This window comes from Corynebacterium gottingense (genome assembly GCF_003693265.1).
GTDB lineage: Bacteria > Actinomycetota > Actinomycetes > Mycobacteriales > Mycobacteriaceae > Corynebacterium > Corynebacterium gottingense.
Window position 1 is genome coordinate 43,817 of the sequence record NZ_RDRE01000012.1, and the last position, 19,524, is coordinate 63,340.

A 19,524-nucleotide genomic window follows, 5' to 3' on the forward strand; every position below is an offset into this window, starting at 1 on the left:
CTCATGCTCAAAAACGCAATTGGCATCGCCTTCGCGTTCATTGGCGTCCTCGTCGGCGCCGGTTTTGCCTCCGGGCAAGAGACAATGCAGTACTTCATCGCGTTCGGCACGCAGGGCATCTGGGGCGCGGCCTTAAGCTCCGCGCTCATGCTCATCGCCGGCGTCTCCATCCTCCAGCTTGGCTCGTACTTCCAGGCCAACGAGCACATGGAGGTACTGGGCAGCGTGTCCAGCAAGGTCATGTCCTGGATCCTGGACATCGCCACCATCACCACCCTGTTCTCCATCGGCTTCGTCATGTACGCCGGCGCGGGCGCCAACCTGAACCAGCAGTTCGGCTGGCCGGTGTGGATCGGCGCGACGCTCATGCTCGCGCTCGTGCTGGTCATCGGCATGATGGATGTGGACAAGGTCACCGCCGCAGTCGGCGCCGTGACCCCGCTGCTGCTGTTCTTTGTCATCTTCGGCTGCATCTGGACCCTGTGCACCAGCGACCTCGACTGGTCCAACCTCAACGTGCAGGCCCAGGAGGTTTCCACCACACTGCCCAACTGGTGGATCTCCTCTCTGAACTACACGGGACTCAACGCCATCTGCGTCGCCTCCATGGCCCTGGTTATTGGCGGCAACTACCTGGACACGCGCGCCGCGGGCCTGGGCGGCTTCCTCGGCGGCATGGGCTACCTCGTCATGCTGCTCCTGCTGTCCTGCGGTCTGCTCGCCGCAGTGGGCAGCATCGCGGGCGATGCCATGCCGATGCTCACCCTTATCACCAACATCCACCCGGTCCTCGGCTTCATCATGTCCCTGGTCATCTTCGGCATGATCTTCGCCACCGCACTCGGCATGTTCTTCGCGCTGGGCAAGCGCCTGGCCCGCGGCCGCCAGGAGCGGTTCCGCCCCATCTTCATCACCACCTGCCTGATCGGCTTTGCGCTCTCCTTCGTCGGCTTCAAGACGCTGGTGTCCGTGGTCTACCCGATCCTGGGCTACCTGGGCATCCTGCTCGTCGCTGTCCTCGCCGCCGCGTGGCTGCGCAGCTCGCAGAAGCTCCGCAAGGAAGGGAATCGCCGCCGCCGCGCCCGCGAGCTCATGCGCCTGAAGCTCGACCCCCGCGAGCGTTTTACCAAAAACGATGAAAAGGAACTGGACTACATCATCCAGGCTTCCATCGTGGACAACGAGGAGCTCGAGGCCGCCCTCGAGGAGGAGGTAGGCAAAGAGCTTATCGACGACAACGAGGTCGAATACGACCCCGAGGACCGGGACGGCGACGTGGTCTACGTCACCTACACGGACCCGCAGTCCAAGGAGGACTACGCCAAGCACCCCGACGAGCCGTGGAAGGGCAACCCGAGCGAGGAAGACCTCGCGGCTCAGTGGGCCGACGACGAGTCGGAGCGGGAGGACGGCGGCAGCACTGTCGTCAGCGAGCGGTAGCTGTGGGCAGCGTGGCGTCGCAAAGCATGCTCCCCGCTTAACTGCCATTGAGAGCAAATGACGATACTATTGCAAAGGTTTATCCGAACATTCCTGATTTCTTACGGAAAGATTTCATGCTTAAAAACGCAATAGGTATCTCCTTCGCCTTTATCGGCGTGGTAGTTGGCGCGGGTTTCGCATCCGGCCAGGAGGCAATGCAGTACTTCTCGGCGTTCGGCACTGACGGCATTTACGGCGCCATCCTCGGTTCCCTGCTCATGCTCATCGCCGGCGTGTCCATCCTCCAGCTCGGGTCGTACTTCCAGGCCAACGAGCACATGGAAGTGCTGGGAAATATTTCCAGCAAGGTGATGTCCTGGATTCTGGACATCGCTACCATCACCACCCTGTTCTCCATCGGCTTCGTCATGTTCGCCGGTGCGGGGTCGAACCTGAACCAGCAGTTTGGCATCCCCGTCTGGATCGGCGCGGTGCTCATGCTCGCGCTCGTACTGGGTGTGGGCATGCTCGACGTGGACAAGGTGACGGCCGCGATCGGCTCGCTCACCCCGTTCCTGCTGGCCTTTGTCATCTTCGGCTGCTCGTACACCCTCATCACCACCGACATTGACTGGCACAGCATCAACATGTCCGCAGAGCAGGTCAACACCACCCTGCCGAACTGGTGGATGGCGGCGCTGAATTACACGGGCCTCAACGTGATGTGCGTGGTCTCGATGGCCCTCGTGATCGGCGGTAACTACCTGGACACCCGCGCCGCGGGCCTGGGCGGCTTCATTGGCGGCATGGGCTACCTGGTCATGCTCATGCTGCTGGCCACCGCGCTGATGGTCAAGATTGACACGGTCTCCGGCGAGGACATGCCGATGCTGACCCTGATCAATGACATCAACCCGATCCTGGGCACCATCATGGCGCTTGTGGTCTTCGGCATGATCTTCGCCACCGCGATGGGCATGTTCTACGCGCTGGGCAAGCGCCTCTCGCGCGGCCGCGAGGACAAGTACCCGATCATCTTCAGCGTGACCTGCCTGGTCGGTTTCGCGCTCTCCTTCGTCGGCTTTAAGACGCTGGTTGCGTACGTCTACCCGGTCCTGGGCTACATTGGCATCCTGCTCATCGTCGTCGTCGCTGCGGCATGGTTGCGCGGCGCCCAGAAGCTGCGCAAGGAGGGCAACCGCCGCCGTCGCGCCCTCGAGCTGACCCGCCTCAAGCTGGATCCGCGCGAGCGCTTTACCAAGAACGATGAGAAGGAGCTGGAATACCTGACCAGCAAATCCGTCATCGAGGAGGAGGAGTTCACCGAGGCCCTCGAGGACGAGGTGGGCCAGGAGCTTATCGACGACGACGAGGTCGAATACGACCCCGAGGACCCCGACGGCGACGTGGTCTACGTGTCCTACACGGAGCCGCAGTCCAAGGAGGAGTACGCCAAAAACCCGGACGAGCCGTGGAACGACACCACCGTGGACGACATGATTGCCAAGGAGGAGGCCGAGGAGGCCGAGTCCGGCGACGACGCCGACACGGGCAACGGGAACGGCAGCACCCGCCTGTAGCGGCCGCCTAGCGGCTGAAGAGGCTGTTCACGCGGGACACGATCCCGCCGAACCAGCCCTCGGACGCCGCGCCGGTCTCGGATCCCGGTAGCGCGGCGGGCAGTACCGCCGTCTCGCTGGTCGGCTCAGCCGAGGTCATGGGGGCCTCCGAGGTCGCCACCACCGCGACGGGCTGCGCAGCCACGGGGGTCGGGGTCGGACGCTCCCCCGCGCTTGTCGCGGGGGCTTTTTCGTCCTGTTCTTGCTTGCGTTCGCTGGTCTCCGGCGCGGGCGCCAGCGTGGACGTGGCGGTGGCTCGGGCGCGCTTGCCGGTGCCGCTGGTGTCCAGGCGCACCTTGAACTCATCAACCACGGCGCCGCCCTCCGTCACCTGGACCGTGGCGTAATCGCTGCCATTGGCGGACTGCGGCGCGGTAAGGCGCAGCCCGTTCGGCCGGGAAATGGCGCTCCAGCCCGCGGGCAGCGTGCTTGGGTCTTCAGAATTCATGCGTAGCGACGCCCCGCTCTCCTTCGCCGTTACCAAGAACAGCGTCTGGCCGGGTTTGATCGTGGTGTTCGACCACTTGCCCGTCTCCGCCGCCAGCGCGCCAGGCGCTGGCGTGACGGCCCCCATAGCCCCCAGGAGCAGAGCGCCGACTGCTGCGTGTGCCACGAATTGGGCACGGTGGCGTCGGCGTCGAATACTCATAGCCACCATTTTTGGCGAAATCTCAGCTACAGGCAACTCTCGTTACAGAATTGCAACCGTTTGTCGCCCTGCTCGTGACCTATCGCAGGACGACCGTATTGCTACACCAGCAGCTCGGCGATCTGGATCGTGTTCAGCGCCGCGCCCTTGCGCAGGTTATCCCCGGAAACGACGAAGATCAGGCCACGGTTGCCCTCAACTGTCTGATCCTGGCGGATGCGCCCAACCAGGGACTCGTCCTTGCCCGCGGCGGCGAGCGGCGTGGGCACGTCCACAACGGAGACGCCCGGCGCGTCCGCAAGCACGGCCCGCGCCTCATCGGGCGTGATCGCCTTGGCAAACTCGGCGTGGACCACCATTGTGTGGCCGGTGAAGACCGGGATGCGGACGCAGGTGCCGGCGACGTTGAGCTCGGGGATCCCCAGGATCTTGCGGGACTCGTTGCGCAGCTTCTGCTCCTCGTCGGTTTCCTCGGTGCCGTCGTCAACAAGGTTGCCCGCCAGCGGGACCGCGTTGTAGGCGATCGGGGCGACGTAGGGGCCAAGGTCCTCAGGGGCGAGCACGGAGCCATCCAGGGTGAGCTCGGTGTTGCGGTCGCCGATTTCCGCGACCTGGTCCGCCAGGGCCTCCACACCCGCTAGGCCAGAACCGGAAACGGCCTGGTAGGAGGCGACGCGCATGGTGGTGAGCGAGGCTGCGTCATGCAGCGCCTTCGCCACCGGCATGATCGCCATGGTCGTGCAGTTGGGGTTGGCAATGATGCCCTTGGGCAGGGCCTTCGCGTCGTCCGGGTTGACCTCGGAGACGATGAGCGGAACCTCGGGGTCCTTGCGCCACGCGGAGGAGTTGTCCACGACCTTCACGCCAGCCGCGGCGAAGACCGGGGCCCACTCCTTGGAGGTGGAGCCGCCCGCGGAGAACAAGGCGATGTCGATGTCCTTGACGGAGTCCTCGGTGACCTGGGTCAGGTCCTCCACGACCACCTCGGTGCCGCAGTAGTCCAGCTTCTTGCCCGCAGAGCGCGGGGAGGCGAAGAAGCGGACGGTGTCTGCCGGGAAATCACGCTCCGCGAGGATGGTGCGCATTACGCGCCCGACCTGCCCGGTTGCTCCGACGACGGCGATGGTGGTCATGGGGAAAACAGCTCCTTGAAAGCGTTGCGGTTATATACAGTGTGGCGTGAGCTTAGCGGCCGGTGCCGGCGTAGACCACGGCCGGCTCGTCGCCGCCGAGGTCGAAGCGATCGTGGATGGCGCGGCACGCGTTGTCTAGCTCGGACTCGCGGATCACGGCGGTGATGCGGATCTCTGAGGTGTTGATCATCTCGATGTTCACGCCGGCGTCGCGAAGCGCCTCGGCAAAGTCAGCGGTGACTCCAGGGTGCGACTTCATGCCCGCGCCGACAAGGGAGACCTTGCCAATCTCATCGTTGTGGGTCACATCGGTCCACCCCTCGTCCTGCTGCAGCTTGGTCAGCAGGGTCATGGCGCGCGGGCGGTCCGCCACCGGGAGGGTGAAGGTGATGTCCGTCTTCTTCTCCTCGCGGGTGGAGATGTTCTGCAGCACGGTGTCGATGTTGATCTCCGCGTCCGCGAGCGTGCGGAAGATCTTCGCGGCCTCGCCCGGGGTATCCGGGATGCCGAGCACCGTGATCTTTGCCTCCGACTTATCGGTGGCAACGCCGGACAGGACTGCTTCTTCCATGGGAATATCCTCCAATGCTCCGGCGACGAGAGTGCCGGTGTCGTTACTGTAAGACGAGCGGACTCGCATGGGCACGTTAAACGCGCGCGCGTACTCGACGCTGCGCAGCACCAAAATCTTCGACCCGGACGCGGCCAGCTCAAGCATCTCCTCAAAGCAGAGCTTGTCCAGCTTGCGGGCGTCCGAGACAATGCGCGGGTCCGCGGTGTACACGCCGTCCACGTCCGAGTAGATCTCACACTCATCCGCGTTCATCGCCGCGGCGAGCGCCACCGCGGTGGTGTCGGACCCGCCGCGGCCCAGGGTGGTGATGTCGCGCGTATCGCGGTTCACGCCCTGGAAGCCAGCGACGATGGCGACCTTGCCTTCGTCCACCGCTTCCTGCACGCGGCCCGGGGTGACCTCTATAATGCGCGCGTTACCGTAGCGTTCGGTGGTGATCACGCCGGCCTGGGAGCCGGTGAAGGAGCGCACGTCCACGCCGAACGAGGCCACCGCCATGGCCACCAGCGAGTTGGAGATGCGCTCGCCCGCGGTGAGCAGCATGTCCATCTCGCGCGCGGGCGGGGTCGGGTTAACCTCCGCGGCAAGGTCCAGGAGCTCATCGGTGGTGTCGCCCATTGCGGAGCACACCACGACGACGTCGTGCCCGGCCTTCTTCGTGGCAACGATTCGCTCAGCGACGGCGCGGATCCGCTCCGCGCTTTCGAGGGATGAGCCTCCGTACTTCTGGACGATCAGTGCCATTGGTGTTGTACGCCTTCCGTTCAGGTGACAATTCTGGGGCCGCGCAAACGTTGCAAACCCGTCACCCAACCTTAGCGGGCGAAAACTCACGATTCGAGGTATCGCACTAATATAATTCTGCGTGCACAACAACTATCTTGCGGTCGGCTTCGCATTCACGTCCGCGCTCCTGATCGCGGTGGGCACCGTCTGGCGCCACCAAATCTTGCGCGCCGGACGCGACCAAGGGGAGGTCAATGACTCCCCGCTCAGCGCCCTCAAGCGCCCCGCCTGGTGGTTCTCCCTCGCGCTCGCGCTCGCGGCGTACGGCTTCCAAGCGGTCGCGCTCGCGTTCGGCTCACTGCTCGTCGTGCAGCCAGTCCTCGTACTCTCCCTCATGCTCACGCTGTTGCTCTCCGCGCGCGTCGAGCGCCGCCGCATGTCCGCCGCCACCTCGTTCTGGGCCATCCTGCTCACCGTGTTCGTCGGCGTCGTGGTCGTCGTCGGCCGCCCGCTGCCCGGCGAGCGCGCGCCGCACACCTGGGAGTGGCTCACCGCCGTCGGCATCGGGCTCGTGGGGCTCTTTTCGACGTTCGCGTTCGCCCGCGCCTACTCCGCGGCCGTCCAAAGCCTCGCCTTTGGCATCCTCTGCGGCGCCATCTTCGGCTACCTGGCCGTGTTTTCCAAGGTGGCCGTGGACGCCTACGTCCACGGCGGCGTCCTGGGCATCCTCGCCTCCTGGCAGTTCTGGGCCATGCTCGCCTGCGCCGTGATCGGCACCGTCGTGCAGCAGTTCGCCTTCGGCGCCGGCAAGCTCGCGACCACGCTGCCGGCGATGAAGGTCGTCGAGCCGCTCGTGGCCCTGACCTTGGGACTTGTACTTTTGGGCGAAAAGTTCTCGCTGTCCGGGGCCCTCGGCTGGACAGCGATGGCGCTGCTCATCGCGGGCATGCTGTTCAGCGCGGCGATGGTGACGCGCGTGAGTATTCGGTAGCGGTGGCGTCGATAAGCACTCCCTGCATATAAATATGTGATCCGCGTGACACAGTGTCTGGGCTATGTAAGATGTCTGGCATGTCACACAGGCAGCTACTCCTTCTACGCCGCGGCGGGAATCAGGCCCTTCACTAACACGGCCGGCACCCCGTCGCGGAGTTCGTGTTTGCCGGCCGTGAATAGTGCAAACGCCCACCCGTGGAAGGAAGACCAATGAGCAACGCCAACGACTTTTACGTACCCCGCGAGATCCAGACCCCGAATGGCCCCAAGAACGAGGGCCAGCCGGCGTGGAACAAGCAGCGCGGGTCCCATATGCCGGCGGACCGGTACCTGACGTTCGCCGAAGAAGTCGAGGACATTACCCTGCCGGACCGCACCTGGCCGGACAAGAAGATCACGGTCGCGCCGCAGTGGTGCGCCGTGGACCTGCGCGACGGCAACCAGGCGCTGATTGACCCGATGAGCCCCGAGCGCAAGCGCCGCATGTTCAACCTGCTGGTGGAGATGGGCTATAAGGAGATCGAGGTAGGCTTCCCGTCGGCCTCGCAGACGGACTTCGACTTCGTGCGCGAGATCATTGAGAAGAACATGATCCCAGAGGACGTGACCATCCAGGTCCTGGTGCAGGCACGCGAGCACCTGATCCGCCGCACTTTCGAGGCCTGCGAGGGTGCCAAGAACGTCATCGTCCACTTCTACAACTCCACCTCCAAGCTGCAGCGCGAGGTGGTCTTCCGTAAGGACCGCCCGGCGATTAAGAAGCTGGCCACCGACGCGGCCGAGCTGATCAAGTCCATTGCGGAGGACTACCCGGATACGCGCTGGCGCTGGGAGTACTCGCCGGAGTCCTACACGGGCACCGAGCTGGACTTTGCCAAGGAGGTCTGCGACGCGGTCGTGGACGTCATGGAGCCGACGCCGGCGGACCCGATGATCATCAACCTGCCGTCCACGGTGGAGATGATCAGCCCGAACGTATACGCCGATTCCATCGAGTGGATGCACCGGAACCTGGCGCACCGTGAGTCCATCATCCTGTCGCTGCACCCGCACAACGACCGCGGCGAGGGCGTTGCCGCCGCCGAGCTGGGCTACCTGGCCGGCGCCGACCGCATCGAGGGCTGCCTGTTTGGCAACGGCGAGCGCACCGGCAACGTGGACCTGGTCACCCTGGGCCTGAACATGCTCACGCAGGGCGTGGACCCGCAGATCGATTTCTCGGACATCAACAAGATCCGCCAGACCGTGGAGTACTGCAACCAGCTGCGCGTCCCGGAGCGCCACCCGTACGGCGGCGACCTGGTCTTCACCGCCTTCTCCGGCTCGCACCAGGACGCGATTAATAAGGGCCTGGACGCGCTGGCGCAGCGCGTGCACCCGAACGCTTCCTCCAACGATGTCACCTGGGAGGAGCTGCGCGACACGGTGTGGGAGGTGCCGTACCTGCCCATCGACCCGAAGGACGTGGGCCGCACCTACGAGGCCGTGATCCGCGTGAACTCGCAGTCCGGCAAGGGCGGCGTGGCCTACATTATGAAGACGGACCACGGCATCAACATGCCGAAGGCGATGCAGCCCGAGTTCTCCGCGGTGGTGCAGAACATCACCGACAGCGAGGGCGGCGAGGTCAACTCCAAGAACATGTGGGACATTTTCGCCGGCGCCTACCTGGATCTGGACTCCCCGCTGGAACTGGTGGACTACGAGGTCACCGGCGCGGTCGCGGAGGACGACGACTCCGCGGTCCAGGTGACGGTGGACTACAAGGGCGAGCGCCACGAGCTGCGCGGCACCGGCAACGGCCCGATCGCCGCATTTGCAAACGCGCTCGAGTCCCTGGGCATCGACTTTGAGGTGCAGGACTACTCGCAGCGCTCGCGCACGGCGGGCGACGACGCCGACGCGGTCTGCTACATTTACGCCGACGTCGACGGAGCTACAGCCTGGGGTGTTGGCATCGCCGCGTCCACGACGCGCGCGTCGCTCAAGGCGATCACCTCGGCTGTGAACCGCGGCCTGACTGCGGGAAAGGCTGGCGGCGTGTAGCCGATCACCATCGCGAGTCCAACGTTTTGCTGCCCCGCTTCGGGGGTGGCGGCGCGGCTCGGGGATCCTGAGTATGTGCCCGAGTCTCTTAAGTGGTTCACGCACGTCGGACCACTCGCCTCCCGACGCTCTCTCAGCCGATTTCTAGCAGAACGCGCGTTATTGCACGTAAACCCCGTAAATTACACGATTGTTCAACAGGCACACTTCGTCCCGATTACGGCGACACATATACTTGATCCAGAACCGGCAGTTGCAGCGCAGCGCAAGTTCTGCACTGGGGAGACACCCGGCACGTCGAACATCACCGCGCTCTGAGATAGGCTGCCAGCTAAGAGCAACGTGACACAACAACATCCCGCCCGTATTTCCAATCCGAACAGTAAGGTGGAGGAGGATCATGCAAAGCCCGAGCTACGTGGTTCCTGACCACGGGATCGGCGCCGTCCGAAGCATTCCTACCTGCGATGTGGATCAGGCGCTTGTGCGCAACTATCTGGCGAATGCTCGCGACGGGCACGCCGACTTCCAGGTCACGCTGTTGCAGCGCGGCGAGGACGCAGGCTTTTACATCGCCGCTGACGGCAAAATTCTGGGCGCGATGGCCGAGCACGACGCGCTGGAGTACCAGGAGCTCGCCCACATCGCCGAGGCGGGCCTGACGCCGGAGGTCACCGCAAGGGCCGAGTCGCATGCTGGCGGCACCGTGAACCTCACCCTCCGCCTCCCCCGCCCGGGCCTGTGCATCCCCGCCAACGAGCCCCCGACCGAGCCCTGGGCACTGCTGGACGGCACCGGCCCCCGCGTCGTGTCCTACCTGCCGGACGCTGCGGAGCGCGACATGAATGACCGGATGAGCTTACTTGTCCGCCTCGGCTTCGACGAGGCCGGCGACGTCATCGCCTGCCTGGGCAAGGGCGGCGTGGGCACGCTTGACCCGCGCACCGCGTCCGAGATCACCCCGACGCTGCGCAACCTTGAGCAGCGCGGCCTCATCGTGGTCGTGCGCGGCTACCATGCGCCCACCGCCAACGGCGTCGAGCTCACCGTCAACCTCAGCGGGGTGGACGAGACCGGTACTCCGAATGAAGTTTCGCCGGTGCCGTTCCTCCCGCTGCCGGAGGCGCAGCGGATTCCGGAGCTCGTCACCGTCGGCGCCCCGAACGAGGCATCCTGCGGTCGCCCCTCCCTCGCGTCGGGCGAGCTCACCGGCGACTCGACCCCACTAGCCCCCTCCCCGCTGCTGGACGAGCCAGCGCCGGCGGAGCCCGAGGTGGACCCGGCGTCGCGCGAGGTCGCCGCGGCGACGGTGGCCAAAGACGCTGAGGACGCCAACGACGCTGAGGAACCTGCGGGTGCTGTGGCCGCGTCCACCACGCTCATCGGCGAGTCCGAGGAGAGCGTCGCGGAACCCGATCAGCCCCGGCGCCGCTTCCCGCGCTTCCGCGCCGACGACGACGCGGAAGCAGCCGCGCTCGCCGCGGAGCAAACCCCGGACCAGCCAGCCGCAGCGGTCGCGGAGGACACGGAGAAGAAGCCGGCGGCGGCGAGCCGCCTCCACCCGGCTTGCATCGCCGCGGGCACGCTGCTGATCCTGCTGACCATCGCGGGCGTCATTGCCATCAGCACCCAGTGGAACAGTGGCAACAGCGCCGCGGCGCGCATCTCGCCGACGAGCTACGACGACACCGTCGTTGCCTCCGTGGAGGACCCTCAGGATCCGGCAGTGCTGGACCAGTAGGCCAGGGCGCGGGCCGCACCGCCCGCGGCCCGACTACTATGTGAACAATGACATCGAACGAGTCCTACCCCTACGTTGCGCTCTCCGCGCAGACGACGGGCATCCACCCGTCGACCGGGCGGATCCTCACCATCGATGCCGTGACCTTTGATGACGGCGGCCGCGTCGGCGAGGAGTTCCACGCCGTCATCAACCCCGGTTGCGACCCGGGCCCCCGCCACACCCACGGCCTGAGCACCCACGAGGTCGCCCAGGCCCCGCGCTTTACCCGCTTCCTTAAGTCGCTGGACAAGCTTCTCGACGACCGCGTGCTCGTCACCTTCGACACCCCCACTACCTGGGGCTTCATCGTCAGCGAGGCGCGCCGCGCCATGAGCGCCGCCGCCCGCGCCAACCGCTCGCGCAAGAAGCGCAACGGGCGCCGCCGCCAGCGCGTGGGCCACGTCCCGCACCCCACCCAGATCGTGGACCTGCTGGCCGCGGCGCGTCGGCAAGGCGTGGTGCCCACGGACCTGCGCATCGGGGCCGTCGCGGACCTGATTGGCGTGGCCTCCGAGTCGCCGGTGGCCAACGCGGAGCGCGCCGCCCGCCCCGAGGCGGAGATCTCGCGCGAGCAGACCCTCAAGCTGGTGGCCATGTACATGCAGCTCCGTGAGCACGGCGAGGTGCCGGGCCGCGCGCCGGACGAGCTCGCCGCGGACCGCTTCGGCCTGCAGCGCTCCACCGTGCGCGTCGACGCGGAGAAAGCCGGCGCTGCGGCGGATAATCCCGGCAAGTACTCCCGGGAGACCGGCCTGCGCAAGGGCATGGAGGTTGTGATCACCGACGACATCGCGCTCGAGCCCGACACGCTTATCGACGCCGCCGTCCGCGCCGGCCTGACCTACACCGAAAAGCTCACCCGCGAGAGCTCCGTGGTGGTCACGGACGCCCTGGCGAGGGGCGCGTCGCCGGACGAACTCCGCGGGAAGGCGATGCACGGGCACCGCAAGGACATCCCGCTGCTGACCGGGGAGGAGTTCCTCACCGCCGTGGAGCAGATGGGTTCTGCAGAGCGCGTGCACTAACGTAGAGCGCATGAATCCGAGAGGACGCCTTGCACGCATCCGCACGAACGCCGCGCTCACAGCGGCGAAGCTCGCCACCACCGCCTCCCGCGCCACCGGGCGCGGCGCAGGCGGCATGATCGGCGGCCTGGTCGCGGGCGCGATCGACCCGAACATTATGGACGGCCTGGGCCGCGGGCGGCCCACGGTGCTGGTCACCGGCACCAACGGCAAGTCCACCACGACCCGCATGCTGGCCCAGGCGCTGCGCACGACGTACACCGTGGCCACGAACGAGGGCGGCGACAACATGGACGCCGGCATCATCTCCGCCCTCATGGCGGGCGGCGACGCCGCCAACATCGTCCTCGAGGTGGACGAGCTCCACGTCCCCCACGTGGCGGAGAGCCTGGACGCGGACGCGCTCGTGCTGCTCAACCTGTCGCGCGACCAGCTGGACCGCGTGGGCGAGATCAATAAGATCGAGCGGGCGTTGCGCGCGTGTGTGGAAAAGCGCCCCGAGATGACGGTGGTGGCCAACTGCGACGACGTCCTCATGACGTCGGTGGCGTGGGACCACCCCAACGTGGTGTGGGTGTCCGCGGGCGCGGGCTGGGTCAATGACTCGGTGACCAACCCGCGCGGGCCCGGCTACGTCGTGCGCACCCCGGAGGGCGATTGGTACGCCACCGAAAAGCTCGCGGACGGCACCGAGTTCCGCCGCCCCTCCCCCACCTACACGGTAGATGCGCAGGGCCTGACCACCCCGTCCGGCCAGGTGCCCATGCACCTGACGCTGCCCGGCCGCGCGAATCGCGGCAACGCCGCCCAGGCCGTCGCCGCGGCCGTCGAGGCCTACGACGTCCCGCTGGACAAGGCCGTAAGCGCCGTGGAAGGCGTGGACAACGTGGCCGGCCGCTACGCCACGGTCACACTCGGCGAGCACGAGGTGCGCCTGCTGCTGGCCAAGAACCCGGCCGGCTGGCAGGAGGCCCTGACCATGTTGGACCGCGACGCGGACGGCGTGGTCATCGCGGTCAACGCCCAGCAGGGCGACGGCGCGGACGTGTCCTGGCTGTGGGACGTGAAGTTTGAGGACTTCGACGGCATCGCGGTGAAGTCCGCCGGCGAGCGCGGCACGGACCTGGCGGTGCGCCTGCTGTACGCGGGCATCGAGCACGAGGTGGTCCACGACGTGGTTGAGGCGATTCGCGCGTGCCCGCCGGGGCGCGTCGAGGTGCTGGCAAACTACACCGCGTTCCGCGATCTGAAGCGGGACCTGGCCAAGCAGGAGGATTACCGTGGCTAAGCAACTGACAATCGGCCTGATTCTGCCCGACGTCCTGGGCACCTACGGCGACGACGGTAACGCGCTCGTCCTGCGCCAGCGCGCCCGCATGCGCGGCCTCGACGCGGCAATCCGCCCCTTCCTGCTCACCGACGAGATCACCGCCGACTGCGACGTCTACACGCTCGGCGGCGGTGAGGACTCGGCACAGGTGCTCGCCGCGGAGCGACTCAAGGCGTCGCCAGGCCTGCAGCGAGCCGCCGACAACGGCACCCCGATCCTGGCCATCTGCGCAGGCCTGCAGGTCCTCGGCCGCTCCTTCAACGCTGCCGGTCGCTCGGTCGAGGGCATCTCGCTTATCGACGCCACCACCACCCCCCTTTCCACCCGCGCCATCGGCGAAGTCACCACCACCCCGGCGACCGACCTCCTCACCGAGCCCCTCACCGGCTTTGAAAACCACATGGGGGGCACCGTCCTCGGCCCGGACGCCCAGCCACTCGGCCGGGTCACGCGTGGCGTGGGCAACCTGGACAGCACCGTCGAGGGCGCGGTCCAGGGCAGCGTGATCGCCACCTACATGCACGGCCCGGTCCTGGCCCGGAACCCGCAGCTGGCGGACCTCCTCCTCGCCCGCGCCCTCGGCGTGGACACCGCGGAGCTCGCCCCGCTGGAGCTGGACGTGGTGGACGCGCTGCGCGCCGAGCGGCTGAAGTAGCGGGTCCCGCTTACAGCTTCAAACGGCCGCTAAGCGCGCGCGACAGCGTGAGCTCGTCCACGAACTCCAAGTCGCCGCCCAGCGGCATGCCCGACGCCAAGCGCGAGATGGTCAGCTCCGGGAAGTCCTTGAGCAAGCGCACCAAATAGGACGCGGTCGCCTCGCCCTCGGTGTCTGGGTCGGTGGCCAGGATCACCTCGCTGACCTGCGGCGAATCCTCGCCGTCGCGGTCCGGCAGCACTCCACCGATGCGCTTGAGCAGCGGGGCGATGGCGAGATCCTTCGGTCCGACGTTGGCCAGCGGGTCCAGCGCCCCGCCGAGCACGTGGTAGCGCCCGCTGTACTCGCCGGTGCGCTCGATGACCTGGATGTCCTTGGCATCCTCCACCACGCACACCGTGGTGGCATCCCTGCCGGAGTCGGCGCAGATACGGCACACCTCGTCGCGGGAGACGTTGTTGCAGATCCGGCAGAACGTCACGCCGTCGCGCACCGCAGCCAGCGCGGAGCGCAACCGGTCAATGTCCTCCGGCTCCGTCTTCAGCAGGTGGAAGGCGATGCGCTGGGCGGATTTGGGGCCGACGCCGGGTAAGCGCGAGAACTCGTCGATTAGGTCCTGCAGCGGGCCTTCAAACATGGCATTGCCTCCTTGGTTTGCCCTGATTTGCTTTGGTTTGCGGGGGTACTACACGCCAAAGCGCCCGGCCCCACGGCCAGGCGCTACAGACGTAAAAACGGTGCGGTGCTTAGATGATGCCGCCGAACGGGATCTCACCGTCACCAGCGGACTGGCCGCCGGTCGGGCCGCCCTGCTGGCCCAGGCCGGAGCCGCCGGTCAGCGGGCCGATCTTCTCCTGCGCGAGCTCGCCGGCCTTGGTGTGCGCGTCGCGGTACGCAGCGAGGATAAGGTCCTGCAGGGACTCGACGTCTTCCGGGTCCACCGCTTCCTTCTTGATCTCCAGGTTGGTGATCTCAGCGCCGCCGGTCATGGTGACCTTCACCAGCTCGCCGCCGGCGGTACCGGTGACCTCAGTAGCCAGCAGCTCCTGCTGGGCCTGCTGCAGCTGCGCCTGTACCTCCGCCGCCTGGCGGATGAGGTCCTGCATATCGTTCGGCATGTTCGGCTCGGTCATGGTGTGCAACCTTTCTCAGTATTGTTTCCCCCGCCTGGGGCGGTGCGTTCCCGGCCTAGTGTACCCGTTCCCGCGCCGGCCTCCGCGCCTGCTTGCTACCAGCGAACGGCTACATCGGCTTCGCGCCGAGCTCCTTGCTCAACAGCTCCATGGCCACCTCGGTGGCGTCGCGGTGATCGATCGTGCCCTCCTCCGAGAACGCCTGTTCAGCCATGTCGCGCTCCTCGTCCTCGCGCGTGTACGCAGGGGCCGACTGCGGTGCCGGCTCGGGCTGCTGCGGCGCCGGAGCTGTCTGTGACTGTGACGGAGCCTGCGCCGGGTCCTGCGGCAATCCGGCGCCGTCGGCGTACGGGTCGTAGTCGGGCTCGTCGTCCATCGGCTCGGGCGGCAGCGGGATCTCGTCGCGCTCGCGCTGCGCCTTTTCCGCAGCCTTCCGGCTCGCCGCCTGCGCGGCAGCCTTCCAGTCGTTGGCTGTGTTCCTTTGGTTCTTCTGGTTCTTCTGGCTCTTCTGTGCTGTCGGCGCCCCCGCAGGCTCCTCCGGTGCCGGCTCGTTCGAGGAGGTCCCCTTGTTCGGGTTCCACACCTGCTCCGCACGCGGCGTCGCCCGCGGTCGCACGTTCGCCGCGGCCGGGTCGGTGCCCACCACGCAGCGCACCTGCACGCGGCGTCCGAGTTTCTCCTCAAACACAGCGACGATGTCGGCGTTGTTGCGGTCCGCGTTGATGCGCTCTGCAAGCGCGCCCGTGTTGTGGCCGATCACGAGGGTCTGACCATCCATGCCAAGGGGCTTCGCCTCCGTGAGCATGATTTCCGCGACCTTGTTGCGCTCGCCAACGGACTGGCGCAGCCGCGTCCAATCGCGGTGGACGCGCTCGAACAGCTCGTCAGGGTCCTGGGAATCCTGGGCCCGAGCAGCCGCAGGCTCCTGCGGCGCGGGCTTCTGCTGCTTTGGCTCCTGCGGCGTGGGCTCGGCTGGCGCAGCCGGCCTGGCGGGTTCCGCGGGCGGGGTGGGCTGCGGCTTTTCCTGCGGAGGAGTTTCCTGCGGCGCCTGCTCGCGCTGCTGCGGCTCCGGCCGCGGGGCACGCTGCGGCGGCGGGGTGGACTTGCTGCGCACCTGGCCTCGCCCACCGGCAGCCGCCGCAGCGGCCGCCGCCGCAGCCGCAGCGCCGCCACCAGCGCCACCACCAGCAGAGCCGCCGGACGCTGGCCGCTGCGCCGGGGCGGCAGAACCGGGAGCGGGAGCCCCGGCCCCACCATCGATGGTGAGCAGGTGCGCCATCATGACCTCCAGCAGCAGGCGCGGCGAGGTGGCGCCGCGGAGGTCCTGGATGCGGTCGTTGACCTCGGTGGCCAGGGCCGAGAGCTGCGCGGGGCTGAACTGCTCGGCTTCTGCGCGGAGGATGTCGGCGCGGTCCACGGGGGCGTCGACAAGCCCCTGCCCAAACGCGTCAGGGACGGTGCGGACCACGAGCAGATCGCGCAGCCGATCGAGGAGGTCGAGGGCGAAGCGGCGCGGCTCGTGGCCGGACTCGATGACGTTGTCGATGGTGTGGAAGATGGCGGAGGCATCGCGGGAGGCGAGGGCGTCCACGGCGGCGTCGAGAAGCGAAAGGTCCGTCACGCCAAGCAGCGGCAGCGCCAGGTCGTAGGTCAGGCCGTCGGGGCCGGCACCGGCAAGCAGCTGGTCCAGCACAGACAGGGTGTCGCGGGGCGAGCCGCCGCCCGCGCGGATGACCAGCGGATAGACAGCATCGTCGACCTGCGCGCCCTCCTCGGCCACGACGTGCTCGAGCAGCTCGCGCATCGCCTGCGGGGTGAGCAGGCGGAACGGGTAGTTGTGGGTGCGGGAGCGGATCGTGCCCAGCATCTTCTCCGGCTCGGTGGTAGCGAAGATGAATATGAGGTGCTCCGGCGGCTCCTCCACGATCTTCAGCAGCGCGTTGTTCCCGGACTGGGAGATCATGTGCGCCTCGTCGATGATGAAGACGCGGTAGCGCGACTCCGCCGGCGCGAACATGGCGCGCTCGCGCAGGTCGCGCATGTCGTCGACGCCGCCGTGCGAGGCCGCGTCCAGCTCCATCACGTCCAGGTTGCCGGACCCGCCCGGCGCGAGCGACCGGCACGAGTCGCACACCCCGCACGGGGTGGACGTCGGCCCCTCCACGCAGTTCAGGGAGCGCGCGAGGATGCGCGCCGACGAGGTCTTGCCGCAGCCGCGCGGGCCTGAAAACAGGTAGGCGTGGTTGATGCGCCCGTTGTCCAGGGCGGTCGACAGCGGGACTGTCACCTGCTCTTGGCCAATTACTTCACCAAAGGTCGCGGGACGATATTTCCGGTAGAGAGCCACGCCGCCCAAGTTTAGGCATCACGGTGCCAGTCGGCCATTGCGGCCCCGCGCCGCCGCATCCGCCGCTCGAGCACGGCCCCGCCTTGCTCCGAGGCAATGGCGAACTCGTCGTCCGTAAGCAGCACCAGCTCCAGCAGAAGCGTCAGGCGCCCGGGCTCGCGCACCAGCGGCGTGCCCTGCTCGAACAGGCGCGGCTCGCGCAGCCACCCGTGCCGCACACTCACCCCAGCCGGCAGGTCCACCCGGTCAAGCAGGTGCTCCAGCAGCACCCCGGGCTGCGCGGGCACGCCCAGCTCCAGGACCATCGTCGCGGCGGCACCCAGTGCGGCACCGAGCAGTTGCTTATCGACGCCCGCGTGCACCACCATCTCGCACCGCACATCCGTGCCCGTCTCAGATTCGAGCGCGAGCCCGGTATCTACCTCGGAGAACCCGCAGGTGGCGGCGATCCCCTCGGCGGCGAGTGCGGGGAAGGGGGCGGGTGGGGCGTCGATAAGCATGGGCTCGGGAGGTAGCAACGACCCGAGCCACTCGGCAGCCTGGTTAGGCCTCACGCTGCTCGATGGCGGCGAGGAGGACGCACAGCGCGACGCCGTCCATCGCCTCGACGACCTCATCGAGCGGCGGCAGCGACGGCGCGAGGCGCAGGGTGCGGTCGTGCGGGTCATCGTGCAGCGGGAACGGGGAGCCCGCCTGCGTGAGCTTGATGCCGGCCTCCTTGGCCAGCTGCCACACGCGGGTCGCGGTGCCCTCCGGCACATCGAGGGAGACAAAGTACCCGCCCTCCGGCCTGGTCCACTGTGCAATGCCGTAGCCGTCGAGGCGATCCTCCAGCGCGCGGTTGACGGCCGCGAACTTCGGACCGAGCGAGCCGGCATGCTTGCGCATCACGGCGCGGACGCCCTCCGCGTCGTGGAAATACATGGCGTGCGCGAGCTGGTTCCGCTTGTTGGGGCCGATGCCACGCACCCCGGCGATCTTGGTGTACCAGGCCAGGTTCTCCTCCGAGGAGGCAAAGAAAGCCACGCCCGAGCCCGCGTGTGTGATCTTGGACGTGGAGCTCATGTACCAGAAGCGGTTCGGGTTGCCCGCGGCCGAGGCGATCTCCAGCACGTTCGGGTTCTCCGGGAACTCGTCGGTGAGCGTGTGGACGGCGTAGGCGTTGTCCCACACGATGCGGAAATCGGGCGCGGCCGTCTCCATCGCGGCGAGGCGATCGATCACCTCGCGCGAGTAGACCGTGCCGGTGGGGTTGCTGAAGACGGGCACGGTCCACATGCCCTTGACCTGCGGGTCCTTCGCCAGCTCCTCGACCTTGTCCATGTCCGGACCGTCGGCGAGCATGGGCACGGTGACCATCTCGAAGCCGAACAGCTCGGTGATGGAGAAGTGGCGGTCGTACCCCGGCACCGGGCAGATCCACTTGACGTGCTCCTCATCCTTCCACGGGCGCGCGGAGTCATTGTTGCCAAACATGTAGGAGAAGGACACCAGGTCAAACATGATGTTCAGCGAGGAGGAATCGCCGGCGATGACCAGCTTCGGGTCCACGCCGAGCACCTCCGCCCACAGGTTGCGGATGTCCGGGATGCCCACGCCGCCGCCGTAATTGCGCACGTCGCCGCCGGAGCTGTCCGTGAAGCGGTCCTTGCCCGGCAGCTCCAGGAGCTCGTTACCAAAGTCCAGCTGCTCGGACGACGGCTTGCCGCGCGTCAGATCCAGCTTCAGGCCCTTCGCCTGCAGGTCGGCGTACTGCGCGCGGACCTCTTGCGCCAGCTCAGCGAGCTGCTCCGGGGTGTGGTCTGTCAGCGGAGTGTGTCCCATGTGCGATTCACGCATCCAATCGTGGGTAGGCGATAACGTTTTGCCCCGATCTTACAACGGGGCTGCGATCGCCCAGCAACGCAAAACCGGCACCTCGCGTGATTGCGGGGTGCCGGTGAGTTGGCGGAGGATGTGGTGTCCGAAGTCACGACATAGTTGACACGGCGTGCCTGGGGGAACCTTCCTGATGGTTGACAGGTCAGCCGCGACATGGTTGACACTTAGCCCAAGAAAACCACCTAGGGTGATGGTTGACACCTCA

Annotated in this window: 16 protein-coding genes; 8 read left to right on the top strand and 8 right to left on the bottom strand. The window is 67.1% G+C overall.

Features of this window, described 5'->3' with window-relative positions; all coding sequences use genetic code 11:
- The first annotated feature begins 3 nt into the window (after positions 1-3).
- Both EAW56_RS08395 and EAW56_RS08400 read left to right on the top strand, forming a co-directional pair.
- The gene (locus EAW56_RS08395; RefSeq protein WP_186439402.1) at positions 4-1,440 is read left to right on the top strand and encodes a YkvI family membrane protein; all 1,437 of its coding nucleotides are present in this window, start codon (positions 4-6) and stop codon (positions 1,438-1,440) included.
- 116 nt (positions 1,441-1,556) lie between these two features.
- On the top strand, positions 1,557-3,002 hold the full coding sequence (locus EAW56_RS08400; RefSeq protein WP_122086098.1) for a YkvI family membrane protein: 1,446 nt from the start codon (positions 1,557-1,559) through the stop codon (positions 3,000-3,002).
- Between the two features lie 7 nt (positions 3,003-3,009).
- Here EAW56_RS08400 and EAW56_RS08405 read toward each other — a convergent pair whose 3' ends face one another.
- The 3 genes from EAW56_RS08405 to EAW56_RS08415 all read right to left on the bottom strand — a co-directional run bounded on the left by EAW56_RS08405 (position 3,010) and on the right by EAW56_RS08415 (position 6,141).
- Entirely contained in the window at positions 3,010-3,654 is a 645-nt protein-coding gene (locus tag EAW56_RS08405; RefSeq protein ID WP_133064865.1) for a hypothetical protein, read from the bottom strand.
- A 137-nt stretch (positions 3,655-3,791) separates the two neighbouring features.
- The gene (locus EAW56_RS08410; protein ID WP_122086099.1) at positions 3,792-4,823 is read right to left on the bottom strand and encodes an aspartate-semialdehyde dehydrogenase; all 1,032 of its coding nucleotides are present in this window, start codon (positions 4,821-4,823) and stop codon (positions 3,792-3,794) included.
- 52 nt (positions 4,824-4,875) lie between these two features.
- Positions 4,876-6,141 carry an aspartate kinase gene (locus tag EAW56_RS08415; RefSeq protein WP_095275226.1) on the bottom strand — a complete coding sequence of 422 codons (1,266 nt, stop codon included), beginning with the start codon at positions 6,139-6,141 and terminating at the stop codon, positions 4,876-4,878.
- A gap of 121 nt (positions 6,142-6,262) precedes the next feature.
- On the opposite strand from EAW56_RS08415, the gene EAW56_RS08420 reads away from it, so the two are divergent.
- The 6 genes from EAW56_RS08420 to EAW56_RS08445 all read left to right on the top strand — a co-directional run bounded on the left by EAW56_RS08420 (position 6,263) and on the right by EAW56_RS08445 (position 13,958).
- Positions 6,263-7,114, top strand: a complete 852-nt coding sequence (locus tag EAW56_RS08420) for a DMT family transporter (protein WP_122086101.1) — start codon at positions 6,263-6,265, stop codon at positions 7,112-7,114.
- 215 nt (positions 7,115-7,329) lie between these two features.
- Entirely contained in the window at positions 7,330-9,165 is a 1,836-nt protein-coding gene (leuA, locus tag EAW56_RS08425) for a 2-isopropylmalate synthase (RefSeq protein ID WP_122086102.1), read from the top strand.
- A 400-nt stretch (positions 9,166-9,565) separates the two neighbouring features.
- Positions 9,566-10,906: an NADH-quinone oxidoreductase subunit E gene (locus EAW56_RS08430; RefSeq protein WP_095546864.1), complete on the top strand. Its 1,341-nt coding sequence runs from the start codon at positions 9,566-9,568 to the stop codon at positions 10,904-10,906.
- A 47-nt stretch (positions 10,907-10,953) separates the two neighbouring features.
- Complete coding sequence (locus EAW56_RS08435) at positions 10,954-11,973, top strand: DNA polymerase III subunit epsilon (RefSeq protein WP_095554323.1); 1,020 nt, start codon at positions 10,954-10,956, stop codon at positions 11,971-11,973.
- 10 nt (positions 11,974-11,983) lie between these two features.
- Positions 11,984-13,261, top strand: a complete 1,278-nt coding sequence (locus EAW56_RS08440; RefSeq protein ID WP_122086104.1) for a Mur ligase family protein — start codon at positions 11,984-11,986, stop codon at positions 13,259-13,261.
- On the top strand, positions 13,254-13,958 hold the full coding sequence (locus EAW56_RS08445; RefSeq protein WP_122086106.1) for a type 1 glutamine amidotransferase: 705 nt from the start codon (positions 13,254-13,256) through the stop codon (positions 13,956-13,958). Before EAW56_RS08440 ends, EAW56_RS08445 begins: the two co-directional genes overlap by 8 nt.
- A 10-nt stretch (positions 13,959-13,968) precedes the next feature.
- Here the strand turns inward: EAW56_RS08445 and recR are convergent, their stop codons facing one another.
- The 5 genes from recR to EAW56_RS08470 all read right to left on the bottom strand — a co-directional run bounded on the left by recR (position 13,969) and on the right by EAW56_RS08470 (position 19,277).
- Positions 13,969-14,595, bottom strand: coding sequence for a recombination mediator RecR (recR, locus tag EAW56_RS08450; protein ID WP_095275233.1), 627 nt, complete (start codon positions 14,593-14,595; stop codon positions 13,969-13,971).
- A gap of 109 nt (positions 14,596-14,704) precedes the next feature.
- Entirely contained in the window at positions 14,705-15,091 is a 387-nt protein-coding gene (locus EAW56_RS08455; protein WP_095275234.1) for a YbaB/EbfC family nucleoid-associated protein, read from the bottom strand.
- 109 nt (positions 15,092-15,200) lie between these two features.
- Positions 15,201-17,438, bottom strand: coding sequence for a DNA polymerase III subunit gamma and tau (locus EAW56_RS08460; RefSeq protein WP_122086110.1), 2,238 nt, complete (start codon positions 17,436-17,438; stop codon positions 15,201-15,203).
- Between the two features lie 11 nt (positions 17,439-17,449).
- Positions 17,450-17,992: a hypothetical protein gene (locus tag EAW56_RS08465; protein WP_239215284.1), complete on the bottom strand. Its 543-nt coding sequence runs from the start codon at positions 17,990-17,992 to the stop codon at positions 17,450-17,452.
- Positions 17,982-19,277 carry an aspartate aminotransferase type Ic gene (locus EAW56_RS08470; protein ID WP_276289722.1) on the bottom strand — a complete coding sequence of 432 codons (1,296 nt, stop codon included), beginning with the start codon at positions 19,275-19,277 and terminating at the stop codon, positions 17,982-17,984. Before EAW56_RS08470 ends, EAW56_RS08465 begins: the two co-directional genes overlap by 11 nt.
- Positions 19,278-19,524: the final 247 nt, after the last annotated feature.

Excerpts from the sequence above, each read along its gene's own strand:
- EAW56_RS08395 (WP_186439402.1), top strand. The coding sequence starts at position 4 with ATGCTCAAAAACGCAATTGGCATCGCCTTCGCGTTCATTGGCGTCCTC.
- EAW56_RS08400 (WP_122086098.1), top strand. The coding sequence starts at position 1,557 with ATGCTTAAAAACGCAATAGGTATCTCCTTCGCCTTTATCGGCGTGGTA.
- EAW56_RS08410 (WP_122086099.1), bottom strand. The coding sequence starts at position 4,823 with ATGACCACCATCGCCGTCGTCGGAGCAACCGGGCAGGTCGGGCGCGTA.
- EAW56_RS08415 (WP_095275226.1), bottom strand. The coding sequence starts at position 6,141 with ATGGCACTGATCGTCCAGAAGTACGGAGGCTCATCCCTCGAAAGCGCG.
- leuA (WP_122086102.1), top strand. The coding sequence starts at position 7,330 with ATGAGCAACGCCAACGACTTTTACGTACCCCGCGAGATCCAGACCCCG.
- EAW56_RS08430 (WP_095546864.1), top strand. The coding sequence starts at position 9,566 with ATGCAAAGCCCGAGCTACGTGGTTCCTGACCACGGGATCGGCGCCGTC.
- EAW56_RS08435 (WP_095554323.1), top strand. The coding sequence starts at position 10,954 with ATGACATCGAACGAGTCCTACCCCTACGTTGCGCTCTCCGCGCAGACG.
- EAW56_RS08440 (WP_122086104.1), top strand. The coding sequence starts at position 11,984 with ATGAATCCGAGAGGACGCCTTGCACGCATCCGCACGAACGCCGCGCTC.
- recR (WP_095275233.1), bottom strand. The coding sequence starts at position 14,595 with ATGTTTGAAGGCCCGCTGCAGGACCTAATCGACGAGTTCTCGCGCTTA.
- EAW56_RS08455 (WP_095275234.1), bottom strand. The coding sequence starts at position 15,091 with ATGACCGAGCCGAACATGCCGAACGATATGCAGGACCTCATCCGCCAG.
- EAW56_RS08470 (WP_276289722.1), bottom strand. The coding sequence starts at position 19,277 with ATGCGTGAATCGCACATGGGACACACTCCGCTGACAGACCACACCCCG.